At 62.8% G+C, this 19,934-nt stretch carries 17 protein-coding genes; 15 read left to right on the top strand and 2 right to left on the bottom strand.

Annotated features, from left to right (window positions below; translation table 11 throughout):
- Nucleotides 1-81 precede the first annotated feature (81 nt).
- The 4 genes from O0879_RS17510 (at nucleotide 82) to rsmA (ending at nucleotide 5,712) form a co-directional block, all read left to right on the top strand.
- Entirely contained in the window at nucleotides 82-2,319 is a 2,238-nt protein-coding gene (locus O0879_RS17510) for an LPS-assembly protein LptD (protein WP_289907287.1), read from the top strand.
- Between the two features lie 88 nt (nucleotides 2,320-2,407).
- Complete coding sequence (locus O0879_RS17505; RefSeq protein ID WP_289907289.1) at nucleotides 2,408-3,811, top strand: peptidylprolyl isomerase; 1,404 nt, start codon at nucleotides 2,408-2,410, stop codon at nucleotides 3,809-3,811.
- A 19-nt stretch (nucleotides 3,812-3,830) separates the two neighbouring features.
- Entirely contained in the window at nucleotides 3,831-4,880 is a 1,050-nt protein-coding gene (pdxA, locus tag O0879_RS17500) for a 4-hydroxythreonine-4-phosphate dehydrogenase PdxA (protein ID WP_289917744.1), read from the top strand.
- A gap of 52 nt (nucleotides 4,881-4,932) precedes the next feature.
- Nucleotides 4,933-5,712 carry a 16S rRNA (adenine(1518)-N(6)/adenine(1519)-N(6))-dimethyltransferase RsmA gene (gene rsmA / locus O0879_RS17495; RefSeq protein WP_289917741.1) on the top strand — a complete coding sequence of 260 codons (780 nt, stop codon included), beginning with the start codon at nucleotides 4,933-4,935 and terminating at the stop codon, nucleotides 5,710-5,712.
- A gap of 14 nt (nucleotides 5,713-5,726) precedes the next feature.
- Here rsmA and O0879_RS17490 read toward each other — a convergent pair whose 3' ends face one another.
- Complete coding sequence (locus O0879_RS17490) at nucleotides 5,727-6,644, bottom strand: LysR family transcriptional regulator (protein ID WP_034778821.1); 918 nt, start codon at nucleotides 6,642-6,644, stop codon at nucleotides 5,727-5,729.
- Nucleotides 6,645-6,870: 226 nt separating this feature from the next.
- Between O0879_RS17490 and O0879_RS17485 the strand changes: the two genes are divergently transcribed.
- Genes O0879_RS17485 through O0879_RS17455 form a run of 7 tightly spaced genes read left to right on the top strand, consistent with a single transcriptional unit; the run spans nucleotide 6,871 to nucleotide 13,793 of the window.
- Nucleotides 6,871-7,986, top strand: a complete 1,116-nt coding sequence (locus tag O0879_RS17485; protein WP_289917740.1) for a porin — start codon at nucleotides 6,871-6,873, stop codon at nucleotides 7,984-7,986.
- Nucleotides 7,987-8,043: 57 nt separating this feature from the next.
- Nucleotides 8,044-9,066: an ABC transporter substrate-binding protein gene (locus O0879_RS17480; protein WP_289917736.1), complete on the top strand. Its 1,023-nt coding sequence runs from the start codon at nucleotides 8,044-8,046 to the stop codon at nucleotides 9,064-9,066.
- Nucleotides 9,067-9,087: 21 nt separating this feature from the next.
- On the top strand, nucleotides 9,088-9,927 hold the full coding sequence (locus O0879_RS17475) for an ABC transporter permease (RefSeq protein WP_099666257.1): 840 nt from the start codon (nucleotides 9,088-9,090) through the stop codon (nucleotides 9,925-9,927).
- Entirely contained in the window at nucleotides 9,924-10,703 is a 780-nt protein-coding gene (locus tag O0879_RS17470) for an ABC transporter permease (RefSeq protein ID WP_035822719.1), read from the top strand. Before O0879_RS17475 ends, O0879_RS17470 begins: the two co-directional genes overlap by 4 nt.
- Nucleotides 10,704-10,716: 13 nt before the next feature.
- Entirely contained in the window at nucleotides 10,717-11,748 is a 1,032-nt protein-coding gene (locus tag O0879_RS17465; protein WP_099666258.1) for an ABC transporter ATP-binding protein, read from the top strand.
- Nucleotides 11,749-11,767: 19 nt separating this feature from the next.
- Nucleotides 11,768-12,712: a nucleoside hydrolase gene (locus O0879_RS17460; protein ID WP_289917734.1), complete on the top strand. Its 945-nt coding sequence runs from the start codon at nucleotides 11,768-11,770 to the stop codon at nucleotides 12,710-12,712.
- 25 nt (nucleotides 12,713-12,737) lie between these two features.
- The gene (locus O0879_RS17455) at nucleotides 12,738-13,793 is read left to right on the top strand and encodes an adenosine deaminase (protein ID WP_289917732.1); all 1,056 of its coding nucleotides are present in this window, start codon (nucleotides 12,738-12,740) and stop codon (nucleotides 13,791-13,793) included.
- A 1-nt stretch (nucleotide 13,794) separates the two neighbouring features.
- Here O0879_RS17455 and O0879_RS17450 read toward each other — a convergent pair whose 3' ends face one another.
- Nucleotides 13,795-15,177 (bottom strand): short-chain fatty acyl-CoA regulator family protein, encoded by a 1,383-nt coding sequence (locus tag O0879_RS17450; protein ID WP_289917731.1) that lies wholly within the window; start codon nucleotides 15,175-15,177, stop codon nucleotides 13,795-13,797.
- A 158-nt stretch (nucleotides 15,178-15,335) separates the two neighbouring features.
- Here O0879_RS17450 and O0879_RS17445 point away from each other — a divergent pair, with 158 nt between their 5' ends.
- The 4 genes from O0879_RS17445 to O0879_RS17430 are packed head-to-tail and all read left to right on the top strand — an operon-like array spanning nucleotide 15,336 to nucleotide 19,931.
- Nucleotides 15,336-16,844, top strand: coding sequence for a CoA-acylating methylmalonate-semialdehyde dehydrogenase (locus O0879_RS17445; RefSeq protein ID WP_251351302.1), 1,509 nt, complete (start codon nucleotides 15,336-15,338; stop codon nucleotides 16,842-16,844).
- A 9-nt stretch (nucleotides 16,845-16,853) separates the two neighbouring features.
- Nucleotides 16,854-18,014 (top strand): acyl-CoA dehydrogenase family protein, encoded by a 1,161-nt coding sequence (locus tag O0879_RS17440; protein ID WP_251351301.1) that lies wholly within the window; start codon nucleotides 16,854-16,856, stop codon nucleotides 18,012-18,014.
- On the top strand, nucleotides 18,011-18,796 hold the full coding sequence (locus O0879_RS17435) for an enoyl-CoA hydratase (protein WP_289917730.1): 786 nt from the start codon (nucleotides 18,011-18,013) through the stop codon (nucleotides 18,794-18,796). The genes O0879_RS17440 and O0879_RS17435 overlap by 4 nt, the downstream gene beginning before the upstream one ends.
- On the top strand, nucleotides 18,789-19,931 hold the full coding sequence (locus O0879_RS17430) for an enoyl-CoA hydratase/isomerase family protein (RefSeq protein ID WP_289917728.1): 1,143 nt from the start codon (nucleotides 18,789-18,791) through the stop codon (nucleotides 19,929-19,931). The genes O0879_RS17435 and O0879_RS17430 overlap by 8 nt, the downstream gene beginning before the upstream one ends.
- The last annotated feature ends 3 nt before the right edge of the window (nucleotides 19,932-19,934 follow it).

Here is a 19,934-nt window from a genome sequence, read left to right as displayed (position 1 = left end):
GGGTTGATGGTGCAGATTCCCATATAATAAGGGATTCAAATCAAAAAATCGCCTGTCAATGGTGCTTGCCCCTTCCAATTCATGAGCTGGTTTTCGGCCTCCCCCCCTTCGCAGCGCTGGGCTTTCGCCATCAGCGCGCTTGTCGCCGCCACGACGGTGCCTGTCCACGCCCAGAAAGCGCCGCGTCCGGTTCATGTGGAAGATCCCGACGCGCCCACCGTCATGACGGCGAACAGCATGAAGGGACGCCCCGAAAGGGAGCTCAATCTCGATCAAAATGTCGTGATCGAGCGCGGAAAAACCACAAAAATGACGGCCGATACAGCTTGTTACAAACAAGTTGAAGATGAGTTCGACGCCGAGGGCCATATCAAGATGTGGCGTTTCGGCGATTACTACACGGGCGACGTCCTGAAGCTGAACATGGAGACCGGCAAGGGTTTCCTGCTCAACCCGACGTACCGCTTCGAAGTGGGCGGCGGCCAGGGCAAGGCCGAGCGCGTCGACTTCATCAACCCCGATGAAGCCAATGTCATCGATGGTACCTACAGTACCTGCGAAGGGCCGAATCCGGACTGGTACCTGAAATCGAGCACCTTGAACCTCGATACGGGCCGCGACGTGGGCACCGGCAGCAAGACCATCATCTATTTCAAGGACGTGCCGATCCTGGGCACGCCGGGCATCTCGTTTTCGCTGTCGGGCGCGCGCCGCTCGGGCTGGCTGGCGCCCACGCCGGGCTTTGCCTCGAAGAACGGTTTCGAGCTGCTGATGCCGTACTACCTGAACATTGCGCCGAACCGCGACCTGACCCTGTACCCGCGCTACATCCAGCGGCGCGGCATCCAGCTCGGTGCGACGGGCCGCTACATGGGCGAAACGGATGCCGGCCTGTACCAGGGCGAAACGTCGTTTGAATTCTTGCCTAACGACAAGCAAACCAAGACCAACCGCTACATGATCAAGTCCAAGCATGAGCAGGCGCTGGCCAAGGGCTGGAGTTACAGCTGGGATTTGCGCGAGGCGTCCGACAATAATTACCCGAACGATTTTTCGAAAACCGTCGCCACCGCCACCGAGCGCCAGTTGTTGCGCGAATTGCGCACCGATTACCGCACCGAGGACTGGAGCCTGACGGCGCGCGTGCAGAATTACCAGGTGCTGCAGGATCCCGATCCCACGGTGACCGTGTCGCGTCCGTATGACCGCTTGCCGGCGGTGAACTTCCACGCTGGCAAATATGACGTCTGGGGCGGCTTCGACTGGACCTTCGACGCGGAAGCGACGCGCTTCGCGCACCCGACCCTGGTGCAAGGGTCGCGCCTCGTGGCTGTGCCGCAAGTGAGTTTCCCCATCATGCGCCCTGGCTACTTCATCACGCCCAAGCTGATGCTCAATGCCAGTGCTTATCAGCTTGATAATGATGCCAGGACCAAGGCGCTGTTCCCGACGACCTCGTTTACGCGCGCCGTGCCGACCTTCTCGGTCGACAGCGGCCTGGTGTTTGAACGCGACACGAATCTGTTTGGCGCCAAGGGCGGCACGCAAACCCTGGAGCCGCGCCTGTTCTATGTCTACACGCCGTACCGCGACCAGACGCAGTTTCCGAATTTCGATACGGCCGACGGCACCTTCAACCTGACGCAGATCTTCACGGAAAACCGTTTCGTCGGCAGCGACCGCATCGGCGACGCCAATCAGGTCACGGCCGCCCTGGTATCGCGCTTCCTGCAGGCGGACGGCACGGAGCGCATGCGCCTGACCTTCGGCCAGCGTTTCTATTTTGCCGACCAGCGCGTGCAGCTCAATTCGACCACGCCCGTCAACCAGTCGCGCTCGGATATCCTGCTGGCCGCAACGGGCCGCGTGTCCGAGACTTGGACCGCCGACAGCCTGGTGCAGTACAATCCCAGCGATCGCCGCTTGATGAGCTATAACTACACCTTGCAATATCAGCCAGGCGCCAAGAAAGTATTGAATTTCAGCAATCGTTTCCAGCGCGGCAGTTTGCGCAATGCGGAAGTGTCGACGCAATGGCCGTTGACGGACCGCCTGTATGGCGTGGGACGCATCAGTTACTCCATCAAGGATCGCAGCATGCTGGAAAGCCTGATCGGCCTGGAATACAAGGGCGACTGCTGGGTGTTCCGCATGGGCGCGCAGCGTTTCGTGACGACGTCCAATACCGTTTCGACGCCGATCTTCTTCCAGCTGGAATTGACGGGCTTGTCGAATGGCCTGGGCCTGGGCGCGAATGGCTTGGAAACTTTTACAAAAACCATCCCTGGTTACCAGACACTGAGCCAGCCACTCCGTTAAGATAGGCACCGTTGCCGCCGCCGGTGTTCCCGGCGCTGGCACAAACCGGTTTTTTTATTCACCTGAACTCATGAGCGCTCTACACATTATGCGTAATGCCAGTATGCACCAACTCAAAATTGCAACGGTTTTGTTGTGCGCCATTTCCGGCGCCACGACCAGTAGTGTCTGGGCGCAACAGGCTGCGTCAGCGCCTGTCGCCAAGCCCGCCGCCGCGGCACCGGCCAAGGGGTTCACACCACCGGCCTCGAGCAGTGGCCAGACCATCGACTCCATCGCCGTCGTCGTCAATGACGAGGTGATTACGCGCAATGAAGTGGCGGCCCGGATCAAGAGCGTGGAGCAGCGCATGAAGGCGCAGAACGTGCCCTTGCCCGATCCTGCCGACCTGCGTCGTCAATTGCTGGAGCGCATGATTGTCGAGCGCGCCCAAATGCAGCTGGCCAAGGAAATGGGCGTGCGCGTGGATGACCTGACCCTGGACCGCGCGATTGGCCGTATTGCTGAACAGCAAAAAATGACGGTACAGGAACTGCGCAACCAGATGGAAAAGGAAGGCACGCCGTTTGCGACTTTCCGCGAAGAAATCCGCGATGAAATCATCATGCAGCGCCTGCGCGAGCATGAAGTCGACGCCAAGATCCAGATTTCCGATTCCGAAGTGGATAACTTCCTGGAAGCGGAAAAAGCGGCCGCCAGCGAACAGGTGGAACTGAACCTGGCGCAGATTCTCGTGCGCATTCCGGAAAATTCCAGCCCCGAGCAGATCGCCGCACGCCGCGCGCGCGCCGAAGAAGTCAGCCGCCAGCTGCGCACGGGCGCCGATTTCGCCAAGATGGCCGCCACCTATTCCGACGCCAGCGATGCGCTGAGCGGCGGCGATATCGGCTGGCGCCATAGCGACCGCGTGCCGCCCCTGTTCACGGAGCAGTTGCTGAAACTGAAGCCGGGCCAGATCACGCCTATCATCAAGAGCAACACCGGTTTCCACATTCTCAAGCTGGTGGACCGCCGCAGCGCGGCCGAAGCGCAAGCCGTCGCTGCCGTGCAGCAGACGCATGCCCGCCATATCTTGCTGAAAGTAACACCGACCTTGTCGGCTGCCGAAGCCAAGCGCAAATTGCTGGAATTGAAAGAGCGTCTCGATAACAAGGCCGCCAAGTTCGAAGACCTGGCCCGCTTGTTCTCGAACGACGGTTCGGCCGCCAAGGGCGGCGACCTGGGCTGGCTGTATCCAGGCGACACCGTGCCGGAATTTGAAACGGCGATGAATGCGCTGAAACCGGGCGAAGTGAGCCAGCCGATCGAATCGAGCTTTGGCTTCCACCTGATCGAAGTGCTGGAACGCAAGAGCGATGACGTCTCGAAGGAGAAGCAGCGCGCCGCCGCGCGCAATGCCTTGCGCGAACGCAAGCTGGAAGAAGCGACGGAAAACTGGGCGCGCGAAGTGCGCGACCGTGCCTACGTCGAATTCCGCGCGGACGACCAGTAATGCTGCTGATTCATTGCGCATGAGTAACTTGCCCCTTGCACGCCGCCCAGCCATCGCCATCACTTGTGGCGAACCGGCCGGTGTCGGCCCGGAAATCTCCATACGCGCGGCCTGGGCCATGCGCAATGAAGTCAACTGCATCCTGCTGGGCGACGCCGCCTTCCTGGCGCTGACGGCCAGCCTGATCGACCCGGACATCCGCCTGGCGGCGCTGTCGCTGCAAGCCGTGCGCAACAGCGGCCTGCCCCAGTTCGGACCGGGCCGCCTGGCCGTGATCGATATTCCCACCGTCAACAATGTCATCCCCGGCGTGCTGGACAAGGAAAACGGGCGCTCCGTGCTCGCTACCCTGGACGCGGCCGTGGAAGGTATCCAGGCCGGCTGGTTTGGCGCCATGGTCACGGCACCCTTGCAAAAGAGCACGATCAACGACGCCGGCGTGGCCTTTTCCGGCCATACGGAATACCTGGCAGAAAAAACCGGCACGCCGCAGGTGGTGATGATGCTGGCCGGCGAACCCGGCCATGGCGAACCGACCCTGCGCGTGGCGCTGGCCACCACGCACCTGCCCTTGAAGGACGTGTCCGCCGCCATCACGCTGGACAGCCTGGCCGTCACCCTGGACATTATCCAGCGCGACCTGCAACAGAAATTCGGCATCGCCGCGCCACGCATCCTGGTGACCGGCCTGAACCCGCACGCGGGCGAGGGCGGCTACCTGGGACGCGAGGAAATCGATGTCATCGCTCCGGCGATTGCCGCGGCGCAAGCGCGCGGCATCGATGCGCGCGGACCGTATCCTGCCGACACCTTGTTCCAGCACAAATACCTGGCCGATGCCGATTGCGTGCTGGCCATGTACCACGACCAGGGCTTGCCCGTGCTGAAATACGCGACCTTCGGGCGCGGCATCAATGTCACGCTGGGCTTGCCGCTGATCCGCACCTCGGTCGACCACGGCACGGCGCTGGACCGGGCCGCGCAAGGGCTGGGGCTGGCCGATGGCCACAGCATGGAGCAAGCCCTGCAAACGGCGCTCGCCATGCTGCGCGCCAGCACCCGCGCCTGACCGCCCACCGGTTTTACCCCGCTACACCGCCTCTAGAATAGAAAAACAGAATATGAAACACGTTGCCCGCAAACGCTTTGGCCAGAACTTCCTGCATGACCGCTTCGTCCTCGACGACATCACGGCCGCCATCGTGCCGCAGGCGGACGATGCCATGGTCGAGATCGGCCCCGGCCTGGGCGCCATGACGGAGCAGCTGCTGCGCCATTTGAAACAGATGCATGTGGTCGAGCTGGACCGCGACCTGATCGTGCGCCTGGAAAAGACCTTCAATCCCGCCAAGCTGACGATCCACTCGGGCGATGCGCTGAAGTTTGATTTCGCGCAAATTCCCGTGCCGGCCGGCCAGAAGCTGCGCATCGTGGGCAACTTGCCGTACAACATCTCCAGCCCGCTGCTGTTTCACCTGGCGGACTTCGCGCCGCTGGTGCAGGACCAGCATTTCATGCTGCAAAAGGAAGTCGTCGAGCGCATGGTGGCCGAGCCGGGCAGCAAGGCGTATGGCCGCTTGTCCGTGATGCTGCAATGGCGCTATGACATGTCGCTGCTGTTCATCGTGCCGCCGACGGCCTTCGACCCGCCGCCGAAAGTGGAATCGGCCATCGTGCGCATGATCCCCGTGGCCGAGCGCCTGGCGTGCGACCAGGCGACCCTGGAAGCGGTGGTCATGAAAGCTTTCTCGCAGCGTCGCAAGGTGATCCGCAACTGCCTGGCCGGGATGTTTACGGAAGAACAGATCAAGGCGGCCGGCATCGACCCGACCCTGCGTCCGGAAACCGTGGGCCTGGAACAGTATGTTGCTTTGGCGAACTTGCTGAAGGCGCCGGCCTAAGCCCCCGGTTTAACTCAAAACCACTGGTCGACCTGTTGCAGATCTTGCCGCAACGCTGAAAAGCAGTCGTCGACATGGTGGTTGCGGCTGATTTCATTGCGCCGCATCAAGGCGATCTTGCGCTTGCAGGTGGGCTGGCGCAACGGCGCCACGTGCAAGTCCTCGTCATTGAGGAAAGTCGTGTACAGGCTGGGCATGATGCCCACGGCGATGCCGGCGCGCACCACGCCATACAGCGACTCGCTGTGGATCATCTGGTACAGGCTCGACGGACTCAAGCCATGCTGGCGCAGCGCGCTCGAGGCGAACTCCCAGATGCTGCCCTTGGTAAACACGACGATTTCCTGGCCCGCCAGCTGTTCCCAGCGCACTTCCTTGAGCGGCGCCAGCGCATGGCGTCCCGCCGTCACCAGCACCAGCTCGTCTTCGAACAGGCCCACGCTTTCCAGCGACACGGAGCCGGGCACCTCGATGCCCACGCAAAAGTCCAGCTGGCCCGAATGCAGCGCGTGCAGCAAGCCGTCGTTGGGCATGTCCGACAGGACGATTTCCACTTCATCGCCATGCTGCTCGCAGTAGCGCGCCACCACCACGGCCGTCATCGCCATGGCCGAGGGGATGGCGCCGATGCGGATGCGGTGGCGGCCGCTGCCGATGGCACGCTGGATGTCGGCAAAGGTATTGCTCGCCGTATTCAATAAATGCGTGGCGTAATCGAGCGCCAGCTTGCCTTCGCGCGTCAGTTCCAGCTGGTGGGTTGTGCGGTTAAACAACTTTTTTCCCAGTTGATTTTCCAGCAGCTTGATCGACGCGCTGAGGGCCGGCTGGGTCACGCACAATTCCTGTGCAGCCTTGCTGAAGCTGTTTACCCGGGCTAAGGTGGCAAACGCTTGCAAATGTCGTAAGGAAATCTTCTTGCTCAACTCATGCATGGTTTTGCTTATTAGAAAAAGTAATGGATTTATAAAAATAAACAAATTTTCTTATCCCGCAATTTACCATATTCTGGACTGGTCTTTACTTGTCTTGAATGCAACAATATTCGGGAGAAGAGCCTGGAATGCGGCGCCGGCACTCGCGGCGGTGCGCCAGGCAAGGGACGCATCAATAAAATAATTCCAAAAAAACTCAGGGTTTATTCTTTTTAGGGCGGCGGCGATGAACAAATGGATGACTGGAACGATGGTAGTTGGGGGCTTGCTGGCGGCGCAGGGCGCGGCGCAGGCGCAAAGCAGCGTGCAAGTGTATGGCTTGCTGTCGGCCGGTATCGGCTATGTATCGGATGAGGGTAACGGCAGCCGCACGCACGCGCTGAGCGGCACGAACCAGAATCCCCGCATCGGTTTCCGCGGCCAGGAAGACCTGGGCAACGGCACCAAGGCCATCTTCGCGCTGGAAAACGGTTTTAACGTCATGACGGGCACGGCTGCGCAAAGCGGGCGTCTGTTCGGTCGCCAGTCGTATGTGGGCCTGTCGAGCAACGACAAGGGCACCCTGACCCTGGGCCGCCAGTACGAAGCCGTCAAGGACTTGCTGGGTCCGGTGGTCATCGCCAGTAACGGCGTGCACATCGGCGACAACGACAATGGCTACAACAACCTGCGCGTGCAAAATGCCGTCAAGTACGTCAGCCCGAACATCAGCAACCTGTCGTTTACGGGTTTGTACGGTTTCAGCGAAAATCCGGCAGATTCCAACCGCAACCGCGTCTACAGCATGGGCGCCGGCTACAAAGTCGATGCCTTCAGCTGGGCCGTCGCCTACACCAAGATGGATCGCCCGAACAGCCCGGACGCGCCGAATGGCGCCATCGGCAATGACTACGGCAGCTCCCTGTTGATCTTCAACAAGAGCGCCGTCAAGGGTGCGGGCGTGGACAGCCAGGCCATCGCCGGCACGGGAGGCTTTTATAATGTGGGCAGGACCAAGTTCGGCGCGCTGTACACCAACGTGCGCTACCACTACCTGGACCAGAGCAACCTGACCTTGCAAAACGTGGACCTGAACGTGAACCACAAGCTGACGGAAGCGTTGAACCTGGGCGCGTCGTATTTCTTTACCACTGGTAAATATGATGTGATCAACAAGACGCCGAAATGGCATCAGGTCAACTTCCAGGCCGATTACTTCCTGTCCAAGCGCACCGATGTCGCCATCACCTGGAGCTACCAGAAAGCGGCCGGCGATGCGACGTTCGCGCGCGTGTTCGGCTTTGGCGCCTCGGGCGGCAAGACGCAAAGCGTGCTGATCGTCGGCATGCGACATTATTTCTGAGTCTGATTCATCTTTACAGGCGCTGTCCCGCAGCGCCGTCCCCTGAAAGGAAGCATCTTGAAAAAGCACCTCATGTTGGCGTTGAGCCTAGGCTTGCTGGCCAACGCCGCCCACGCGGAAAAACGCGAGCTGGTCATTTCGGCCTACCCGATTGCCCAGCCCTTGTTCATGAAGTATGTGTACGAGCCGTTCAAGGCCAAATGCGGTTGCGATATCAAGGTGGAAACGGGGAATAACGCGGACCGCATCGCCAAGCTGGTGGTGCACAGCAAGAACCCGGTGATCGACCTGGTCTTGCTGTCCGATTCCGGCATGCTGGAAGCGGCGCAAAAGGGCGTGATCCAGCCCATGGATTACTCCAAGCTGAGCAATTACAAAGCCTTGTATGACGTGGCGAAAAACCCCATCGGCGGCAACTACGCCGTCGGCTACACCCTGTATTCCGTGGGCCTGGTGTATCGCAGCGACAAGATCGCCCCGCTGACGTCCTGGAAGGACCTGTGGCGCCCTGAACTGAAGGGCCGCGTGGCCTTCCCCGACGTGAGCACCACGCAGGGCCCGTTGATGCTGCGCATGGCCGATGCGGCCTGGGGCGGCAAGACGGACGATTACGCCACCGGCTTTGCGAAGATCGTCGGCATGAAGGGCAACGTCGTCACGTTCTCGAAAAACAGCGCGCAGCTGGCCGCCCTGTTTGCCCAGGATGAAATCTGGGCCGCGCCCGTGGCGCGCTTCACCTGGTCGCAAATGCTCAAGACTGGCTTGCCCCTGAAATGGAGCATCCCGACCGAAGGCCAGGCGGCCGGCATGAACGTGATGGGCATCGTTGCCGGTTCGAAGAATGCGGACCTGGCGTACCAGCTGATGGATTTCTGGCTGTCCAAGGAAGTGCAGACGCAGCTGGCGACCAACCTGGTCGACTCGCCCGTCAACAAGGACGTGCGCCTGTCCGTGGCCGCCGCGCAATTCAACACCTATGGCGCCGACCAGATCAATTCGCTGAAATTCGTCAAACCGGAAACCATCATCAAGCAGCGCAGCAACTGGATGACGCAGTGGAACAAGGCCATGAGCAAATAGTGGTGACGAGGAGAAAACACCATGTTTGCTGATCCAAAAAAGCGCCTGGGACTGCTGCTGGTCCTGCCGGCGCTGATCTTTATCGTTGTCTGCTTCCTGCTGCCCGTGCTGGCCTTGCTGGTCGACGCCTTCCGCGTCGGCGACGGCATGCAGTGGGGCGTGGACCGCTTCGTCGAATTCTTTTCGCAAGAGTTCAACCGCACCATCTTCTGGCGCACGCTGCGCATCGCCGCGCTGGTGACGCTCGCTTCCATCATCCTCGGCTACCCGGCCGCGCAAGCCGTGGCGCGCGTGTCGCCGAAGTGGCGCGGCCTGGTGGTGGGCATGATGATCCTGCCGCTGATGGTCTCGCCGATCGCGCGTACCTACGCCTGGATCGTGCTGCTGGGCCGCAACGGCGCCGTCAACGCGGCGCTGGTCAACATGGGCTTGACGGAAGAGCCGCTGCGCCTGCTGTTCAGCGAGTTCGCCGTGTTTGTCGGCCTGCTGCAACTGCTGCTGCCGCTGATGCTGATGTCGCTGGCGGGCGCGCTGGAAAACCTGCCGCGCGACGTGGAACCGGCTGCCGCCACCCTGGGCGCCAATCCATGGCAAGTCTTTTGCAAGGTCACCCTGCCGCTGACGCAGGAAGGCCTGGTTGTCGGCGGCACCCTGGTGTTTACGGGCTGCGTGACGGCCTATGTGACGCCGGCCCTGCTGGGCGGCACCAAGGTGCTGATGCTGGAAACCCTGCTGTACCAAAAGGTCAGCGTGGAGAGCGATTTCGGCGCGGCGAACGTCATCGCCGTCATCCTCGTCTGCATGACCTTGCTGGTGAATGCCGGCCTTAAACGTATTTCCTCGAGCCGGAGTTCCGTATGAAAGAAAGCCTGTTTTCACGTGCCGTTTTATGGCTGGTATTCCTGTTCCTGCTGGGGCCTTTCGCCATCGTCGTGCTGGCCGGTTTTTCCGGCGGCGAAACCCTGGCGTTTCCGCCCGAGTCGTATTCGCTGCGCTGGATTCTTGAAGTGTGGTCGGCGCCCGAGTTCCGCCGCGCCTTCCAGACCAGCCTGGAAATCGGCCTGATCGCCACCGTCATCGCGCTGTTGCTGGGCATTCCCGTCGCGTATGCGTTTTCGCGCATGCCGCCGCCCGGCATCGGCGCCATCCGGCAGATATTGACGTCGCCGCTGATCATTCCCGCCATCCTCGTGGGCCTGGGCTTGCTCCACCACCTGGTGCTGACCATCAATGCGCCCGTCTACGTGGGCCTCTTGATCGGCCATATCGCGCTGCTGATTCCGTACTCGGTGCGCGTCGTGTACGCCAGCCTGGTGAACCTGCGCGTCGATATCGAGGATGCCGCCATCACGCTGGGCGCGTCGCGTTTGCGCGCGTTCTTCATGATCGTGCTGCCGAATATCCGCAACGCCGTGATCGCCGCCTTCTTCCTCGCCTTTGTCACCTCGTTCAACCAGGTGCCCGTCTCGCTGTTCTTGACGGGCCCGGGCATCAGTACCTTGCCGATCGAGATGCTGGGGCATATGGAAAACAGCTTCGATCCATCGATCGCTGCCCTGTCGACCTTGCTGGTCTTGTTCACCATGGCCTTCGTGATGGTGACCGAGAAGGTGCTGGGCATTTCTAAATACATGTAAGAGGCAACACACCATGAGTTATCTGGAACTGCACAAGCTGAACCTCGGCTACGCCAAGAACACGACGTCCGTGAAAGACCTGGACCTGCACGTCGAGCAGGGCGAGCTGATTTCCCTGCTGGGCCCCAGCGGCTGCGGCAAGACCACCACCATGCGCGCCATCGCCGGCCTGATGCCGCTGCAGTCGGGCCGCATCGTGCTCGACGGCCGCGAAATCGGCAAGCTGGCGCCGAACAAGCGCAATATCGGCATGGTCTTCCAGTCGTACGCGCTGTTCCCGCACTTGAATGTATACGACAACATCGCTTTCGGTTTGCGCTTGCGCAAGGTCGCGCCAGCTTTGCTGAAAACGAAGGTGGAAGCGGTGATCGCCGCCGTCGGCCTGACGGGTTTTGAAACACGCCTGCCGGCGCAGATGTCCGGTGGCCAGCAGCAGCGCGTGGCGCTGGCGCGCGCCATCGTCGTCGAGCCGGCCCTGCTGCTGCTCGACGAGCCGCTGTCGAACCTGGACGCCAAGCTGCGCGTGCAGATGCGTGCCGAACTGCGCCGCATCCAGCGCGAGCTGGGCATCACCATGCTGTATGTGACGCACGACCAGGAAGAAGCGCTGGCCCTGTCCGACCGCATCGTCGTCATGAATGGCGGCCGCATCGAGCAATTGGCCGCGCCGGAAGCCGTCTTCAATACGCCGTCGACGCGCTTCGTTGCCAACTTCATGGGCTTCGAGAACCTGTTCGACTACCGCGACGGCGCGCTGCACCACGCGGGCGCCAGCCTGCCGTACACGTCGCCCGTCGCGGCCGGCACCACGGTGCTGGGCTGGCGTCCGGACAAGGTGCGCGTCTGCGCGCCCGACGACGCGGCGGGCCAGTATCCGGGTACCGTGCTGGCGCGGGGCTTCCTGGGCGACACCGTCGAATACCTGCTGCAAACGCCGCTGGGCCAGGTCAAGGGCATTTGCGCGGCCGGCGGCGCCGCCTGGCGCGAAGGCACGGCCGTCTCCTTCGTGCTGCCGTCCGACAGCGCCCTGTGGCTGGGCGCGTAATTTCTTACTGGAAAGCATCATGACCCAATCCTTGAAAAAGATATGGCTCGATACCGATCCCGGTTTCGACGACTGGCTGACGATGTTGCTCTTGGGCAGCAATCCCGATATCGAGTGGCTGGGCGTGAGCGTGGTGGCGGGCAATGCGCCCGTCGATATCACCTACGACAACGCCTTGCGCATCAAGGCCCATGATGGTTTGACGGTGCCGATCTACCGCGGCTGCGAAGAGCCGCTGGTCGGCGTCATCGAAACGGCGCAGCGCATCCTCGGCGACAGCGGCATGCCGACGACGGGCGAGATCCTGCCGCCCGGTGCCGCCAGCGACGCTGCCGGCCACGCCGTCGACGCGCTGATCGCCGCCGTGCGCAAGTATCCTGGCCAGATCACCATCATGGCGATCGCGCCGATGACCAACCTGGCGACGGCCTTGAGCCGAGCGCCGGACATCGCGGAAAAAATCGTCGAAATCATCCTGATGGGCGGCTCGACCGACCAGGGCAACCACACGGCGGCGGCGGAATTCAATATCTATGCGGATCCGGAAGCGGCCGCCCAGGTCTTCCAGGCCGGCATCCCGCTGCGCATGTTCGGCCTGAACCTGTGCCGCCAGTTGCTGGTGACAAACGTGGAAGTGGAGCAGCTGCGCGCCATCGGCACGCCGCGCGCGCAGCGTCTGGCCGGCTACCTGGAAGCGTATGTGCGCATCCGCAGTGCCGACGGTTCCGTGCCCATGCCGATGTACGACCCCGTGGTGGCCCTGTACCTGGAAGCGCCGCGGCTGTTCCAGTTCCAGAGCGCCCACGTGGCCATCGAATTGACGGGCGAACTGACGCGCGGCATGACGGTATGCGAATTCCGCGTGCCGCGCCGCGCACCCATCAACACGCAAGTGGCGATGCTGGCCGACGGCCCGGCCGCCATCGAGCGTCTGATGCGCCGCTTGGCCGCCATTCTCGTCTGACCCACTTCACTACGAAACGAGCTTCATGTCTAATTCCCCCCTGAGCATCGAACAGTTTTTACGCGCCATGCCGAAAGTGGAGCTGCATTGCCACCTGTTCGGCACGGTGCGGCAAGCCACTTTCCGTGCGCTGGCCGCCAAGACGGGCAATGTCGTCACTCCCGAGGAAATCGACGCGTTTTACACGCGCGGCGACAAGCCCGTCGGCGTGCTGCGCGTGCTGCGCGCGCTCGACGCGCACCTGATCGTCTCGCCGACGGACCTGTATTGCCTCGCCTACGAATACCTGGAAGACGTGCATGGCCACGGCGTGCGCTACGCGGAATTTTTTTGGAACCCCACCGGCACCGTGCGCGTGTCGGGCATCCGCTATGACGCGGCGCAAGACGCCATCGTGGCCGCCATCCGCGACGCGCAGCGCGATTTTGGCGTGATCGGCCGCCTGATCCCCAGCATCGACCGCGAAGCGAGTCCCGCCGAAGCCGTGCAGATGGTGGAATGGATGAAGGCTTACCGCGCGCCGGAAGTCATCGGCATCGGCATCGATTACCGCGAAAACGACCGCCCGCCAGAACTCTTCATCGACGCTTACCGCGCCGCGCGCGAGGCCGGCTTCAAGTGCACGGCGCACGCGGGCGAATTCGGCATGCCGTGGATGAACGTGGAGACGGCCATCGAGCAGTTGCAGGTGGACCGGGTCGACCACGGCTACACGATTGTTGATAATCCTCAATTGGCGCAGCGCTGCGTGGAGCGGGGCCTCGTATTTACGGTCGTGCCGACCAATTCCTACTATCTGCGCACCCTGGCGCCCGAGCGCTGGGCATTGGACCACCCGATCCGCGCCATGGCCAAACTGGGCCTGAAACTGCATCCGAACACGGACGACCCGACCCTGCACCACGTGACGCCGACGGGCGCCTGGATGATGATGCGCGAATTCGGTTTCGGCCTGGACGACATGCGCGGCTTCATGTTGAATGGCCTGGACGCGGCCTGGATAGCCGAATCCACGCGGCGCGACTGGCGCGCGCAATTTGCGCGCGAGTTCGACGCGCTGCGCGCCCAGGTCGTCGAGTAAGTCAGGCGGACGCTGGCGGCGGTGCCAGCAGCGACGGAAACGCCCGCTGCGGGCAGCTTTGGCGCTCGCACACCTTGCAGCCCGTGCCGATGGGCGTGGCGCTGGTGGGGTCGTGCAAATCGAGTCCCTTCGAATAGATCAGCCGGTGCGCCTGCGAGATGTCGCAGCCCAGCGCCACGGCAAAGGTCTTGCCCGGTGCCCGGAAGCCCGGCGACGCCGTGCTGACCTGGCGCGCGATCCACAGATAGGTGCAGCCGTCCGGCATGCTGGCCACCTGCGTCAGTACCTGTCCCGGATGGCTGAAGGCGTCGTAGACGATCCACAGCGGACACGTGCCGCCCACCCTGGAAAAATGGAAGTCCGTGGCCGACTGGCGCTTCGAGACATTACCGGCGCGGTCGACGCGCACAAAGAAAAACGGCAGTCCCGCCGCCTCGGGGCGCTGCATGGTGCTCAGGCGGTGGCATACGGCTTCGAAACCCACGCCAAACTGGTGCGCCAGGCGCTCGATATCGTAGGCGCGCGTTTCCGCTGCCTGCAGGAAGCGCTGGTAGGGCATCAGCAGGGCGCCGGCGAAATAATTGGAAAAGGCCAGGCGCGCACTCGTTTGCGCGGCCGCGCCGGAGAATCCCGCCGCCAGCACCAGCGCGTCGATCAGCGAACTGTGTTCCAGCAGGCTGATCTGCGCCGCCATCTGGAACGCGCGCTGGCCGCCCGTCAGGGTGTCGGGCAGCCACAAGATGTGTTGCTGGGCATCGTAGCGGTGCTTGCGCACCATGCCCGCGTCGCCATCGGACAGTTGCACCCGGATGCCGTGGCGTTCCAGCAGACGCCCTTGCAGCGCATCGAGCGTGCGCAGGGCCGGATCGAGTTCACCCGCCACGCTTTCCGCCGCCCGGTCCAGCTCGTCGATGTAATTTTGCCGCCGGTTCAGGTATTCGCGCACTTCCTCGTCCGTGGACGGCGCCGCCGAACTGGCGCCGCGGCTGCCGTCGTCGAGGCGCGCGGCCAGCGTGTCGGCCCGCTCCGCCATGACGCGGTAGCGCCGCTGCAGCAGCAAAATCGAGCGCGCCAGTTCCGGCATGTTTTCCACCAGCATTTTCAATTCCGCCATCGAGGTGGGCGGCGCGTCGGGCAATTCGCCGAACACGTCGCGCACGTCGGCCACCAGGCTGGCGCTGTCGTGTTCGGAAAAGATTTGCGGATCGACCCCCAGCACGCTGCCGATGCGCAGCAAAATGGGCACCGTCAGCGGGCGCTGGTTGCGCTCCATCTGGTTCAGGTAGCTGGGCGAGATGCCCAGGGACTTGGCCAGCGCCACCTGCGTCATGCGCCGTTCCTCGCGCAGGCGCTGCAGGCGCACGCCCATGAAAACCTTCGCCATCGCGCTTCTCCTTCCCCGGTTTGTGGAGTCTGCAAATTTACAATCTTTGCAGATTAACAGATTCATCTTTGCATTATCTCGCATTTTCACGCCTTGTTTGCGGCCCGTATTGTGCGAATAATGCAAACAGACCTATACCCCCAACGAGGAGACACCGAGTGACCACGCAAACTTCCATCCCTACCGTTCCACTGCTGATCAACGGCGAGTGGGTCGAATCGACCACCACCGTCTGGCGCGACGTCGTCAACCCTGCCACGCAGGAAGTATTGGCCCGTGTGCCGTTCGCCACGCCGGAGGAAGTCAACGCCGCCATCGCCTCGGCCCAGCGCGCCTTCAAGACCTGGCGCAAGACGCCGATCGGCGCCCGCGCCCGCATCTTCCTCAAATTGCAGCAATTGATCCGTGAAAACATGGCCGACCTGGCCGCCACCTTGACCATGGAACAGGGCAAGACCCTGCTCGACGCGGAAGGCGACGTCTTCCGCGGCCTGGAAGTGGTGGAACATGCGGCCAATATCGGCACCCTGCAAATGGGCGAATACGCGCAAAACGTGGCCGGCGGCGTCGATACCTACAGCGTGATGCAGCCGCTGGGCGTGTGCGCCGGCATTACCCCGTTCAATTTCCCCGCCATGATCCCCCTGTGGATGTTCCCGATGGCAATTGCCTGCGGCAATACTTTCGTGCTGAAACCATCGGAGCAAGACCCGCTGGTGACGGAAAAACTCGTGCGCCTGGCCTTGCAGGCGGGCATCCCTGCCGGCGTGCTGAACGTCATCCATGGCGGCGAAGACGTGGTCAACGCCCTGTGCGACCATCCGGACATCAAGGCCATCTCGTTCGTGGGTTCGAGCAAGGTGGGCACGCATGTGTACCAGCGCGCCAGCCTCAACGGCAAGCGCGCGCAGTGCATGATGGGCGCCAAGAACCATGCCGTCGTCTTGCCTGACGCCAACAAGGAACAGACCCTGAACCAGTTGCTGGGCGCGGGCTTCGGCGCGGCCGGCCAGCGCTGCATGGCCGCGTCCGTCGCCGTGCTGGTGGGCGAAGCGCGCGACTGGCTGCCGGAACTGGCGGCCAAGGCGCAAACCCTGACCGTGGGCGCGGGCAAGGACAATCCGGACCTGGGCCCTGTCATTTCCTGCGCAGCCAAGGATCGCGTGCACAGCCTGGTCGCCAAGGGCATCGAGCAGGGCGCCGTGCTGACCCTCGATGGCCGCGACGTGAAGGTCGATGGCTATCCGAACGGCAACTTCGTCGGACCGACGATCTTGTCCGGCGTCAAACCCGGCATGGTCGTATATGACCAGGAAATCTTTGGCCCCGTCCTGATCGTCGTCGAAGTCGATACGCTCGATGAAGCGATTGCCCTGGTGAACGCGAATCCGAACGGCAACGGCACGGCGCTGTTCACGCAAAGCGGCGCGGCCGCGCGTTATTTCCAGGAAGAAATCGACGTGGGCCAGGTCGGCATCAACGTGCCCATCCCCGTGCCCGTTCCCCTGTTCAGCTTTACGGGTTCGCGTGGCTCGAAACTGGGCGATTTGGGCCCGTTCGGCAAGCAAGTCGTGCTGTTCTACACGCAGACGCAGACGATTACCCAGCGCTGGTTCACGGACGCGGCCTCGGTGGGCAAGGTCAACACCACCATCAGCCTCAAATAAGGAGCTGGCATGGACTTTGAACTGAGCGACGAGCAGCGCGAGTTCCAGCAGGCGGCGCGTGCGTTTGCCGAAGGCGAACTGGCGCCGCACGCGGCGCATTGGGATGCGGAATCGATTTTCCCGGTGGAAACCATCGCCAAGGCGGGCGAGATGGGCTTTTGTGGCCTGTACACGCCGCAGCGCTGGGGCGGCCTGGGCCTGTCGCGCCAGGATGCGGCCATCGTCTTCGAGGAGCTGGCCGGCGGCTGCACCTCGACCACGGCCTACATCACCATCCACAACATGGCCACTTGGATGCTGTCGCGCTGGGGGCAGGAAGCCCTGTGCGACGAATGGGTGCCTGCCCTGGCGGCCGGCCAGAAGCTGGCCAGCTATTGCCTGACGGAACCGCAATCGGGCTCCGACGCGGCCTCCTTGCGCACCAAGGCCGTGAAAGAGGGCGATTTTTATGTTCTCGACGGCACGAAGGCCTTCATTTCCGGCGCGGGCCAGACGGACATGCTGATCGTCATGGCGCGCACGGGCGGCGAAGGCGCGGCCGGCATTTCCGCGTTTGCCGTGCCGGCGAACCTGCCCGGCATCGTATATGGCAAGAAAGAAGAAAAGATGGGCTGGAACAGCCAGCCCACGCGCATCATCAGCTTCGACCAGGTGAAAGTGCCTGTTGGCAACTTGCTGGGCGCGGAAGGCGAAGGCTTTGCCATCGCCATGAAGGGCATCGATGGCGGTCGCATCAATATCGCCGTGTGCTCGGTGGGCACGGCGCAGGCGGCCCTGACGCGGGCGCAGGCCTACATGAAGGAGCGCACGCAGTTCGGCCGCGAGCTGGCGCAATTCCAGGCCCTGCAATTCAAGCTGGCCGACATGCTGACGGAACTGGTGGCGGCGCGCCAGATGGTGCGCCTGGCTGCCTGGAAACTGGACCAGGAAAGCCCGGACGCCACGGCGTATTGCGCTATGGCAAAACGCTTCGCCACGGATGTGGGTTTCAATGTGGCCAACGATGCGCTGCAATTGCATGGCGGCTATGGCTACATCCGCGAGTACCCGCTCGAGCGCCACGTGCGCGACACGCGGGTGCACCAGATCCTGGAAGGGACGAATGAAATCATGCGCCTGATCGTCGCGCGAGCGATTTTGAAAGATGGCGCCACGGAGACCTTACGATGACCAAAGTGTATACCAATCTGCTGCTGGAACGCCGTGGCCATACGGCCCTGGTAACGCTGGACAACCCGCCCGCCCACACGTGGACCCTGGCCAGCCTGAACGCGCTGAGGGACCTGGTGGCCGACCTGAATCTTGATCCGGACGTGTATGCGCTGGTGATCACGGGCGGCGGCGCCAAGTTCTTCTCGGCCGGCGCCGATTTAAAGGTGTTTGCCGACGGCGACAAGGATATGGCGTTCGCCATGGCCGCCGCGTTTGGCGAGGCATTCGAGGCGCTGTCCGCGTTTCGCGGCGTCAGCATCGCCGCCATCAATGGCTACGCCATGGGCGGCGGCCTGGAATGCGCGCTGGCGTGCGACATCCGCATTGCCGAGGAACACGCGCAGATGGCCTTGCCGGAAGCGTCCGTCGGCTTGCTGCCGTGCGCGGGCGGCACGCAGCACTTGCCGTGGCTGGTGGGCGAAGGCTGGGCCAAGCGCATGATTTTGTGCGGCGAGCGGGTCGATGCGGCCAAGGCCCTGGCCATCGGCCTCGTGGAGGAAGTCGTGCCAACCGGCAAGGCCGCCGCCACGGCCCTGGCCCTGGCCGCCAAGGTGGCGCGCCAAAGCCCCAGCAGCGTGACGGCGTGCAAGACCCTGATCCAGGGCGCGCGCAGCCATCCGCTGGTCGATTCCTTGCCCGATGAACGCACCCTGTTCCTGGGCCTGTTCGATACGCAAGACCAGAAAGAAGGCGTGCAAGCGTTCCTGGAAAAACGTCCGGCGGAGTGGAAGAATGGCTGAAAATACTGTGGCTGAAACCTTGGTTGAGACCGTCAAGATAGAGGAACGCGACTGTCCCGGCGGCATGAAGCTGGGCGTCATCACCCTCGATGCGCCAAAGTCCTTGCACGCGCTGACCCTGGAGATGATACGCGTCATCGATGGCGCCCTCGTGCGCTGGGCCGGTGACGACGCCATCGCCTGCGTGGTGCTGCAATCGTCGACCGACAAGGCCTTCTGCGCGGGCGGCGACGTGCGTAGCCTGCGTTCGGCCGTCGTCGAGCAAGCGGGTGTCGTGCCGAACCCGCAGGCGCTGGCCTTCTTTGCCGAGGAATACCGGCTCGACCACCGCATCCACACGTATGCGAAACCGCTGCTCGTGTGGGGCGGCGGCATCGTCATGGGCGGCGGCCTGGGGCTGATGGCGGGCGCCAGCCACCGCGTCGTGACGGAAAGCACGCGTATTGCCATGCCGGAAATTACGATCGGCCTGTTCCCGGACGTGGGCGGCAGCTGGTTCCTGGGCCGCATGCCGGGCCGCAGCGGCCTGTTCCTGGGGCTGACGGGGGCACCGCTGAACGCGGCAGACGCCCTGTTTGCGGGCCTGGGCGACTATTTCCTGCGCCAGGAAGAGCGGAACATGGTGCTCGACGCGCTGGCGCTGGCGCAATGGCAAGCCAGCCCGCAGGCGAACAGCGAGCAGCTGGACCGCCTGCTGCGCGGCTTCTCGGCTCCTGCGTCCTTGCTGCCCGTGTCCGAAGTGCGAGCCAACTTCGACGCCATCGCCGCGCTGACGCAAGCGCCCACCTTGCCCGAAGTGGTGGCCGCCATCGCCGCGTATGACGGCGATTCGGCCTGGCTGCAAAAGGCGGCCCACTCGCTGCACAAGGGCGCGCCCAGTTCCGCCGCTCTGGTCTGGGCCATGCGCGAACGCACGCGCCATATGAGTTTGGCGCAAGTGTTCCAGCTGGAATTGATCGTTGCCGTGCAGTGCTGCGCCCATGCGGACTTCAGCGAAGGCGTGCGCGCCTTGCTGATCGACAAGGACAACGCGCCGCAGTGGCAGCCAGCCAGCCTGGCCGACGTCGGCGACGCGTATCTCAATGGGTATTTCACGGCGCCGTGGGATAGCCATCCTTTGCGCGACCTACATTAAAAG

Origin of the sequence: Janthinobacterium sp. SUN120 (assembly GCF_030397735.1) — a bacterium.
GTDB classification, from domain to species: Bacteria; Pseudomonadota; Gammaproteobacteria; order Burkholderiales; family Burkholderiaceae_D; genus Janthinobacterium; species Janthinobacterium kumbetense.
The sequence above is the reverse complement of the archived record's forward strand: the minus strand, read 5'-3'. Positions and strand labels throughout refer to the sequence as shown.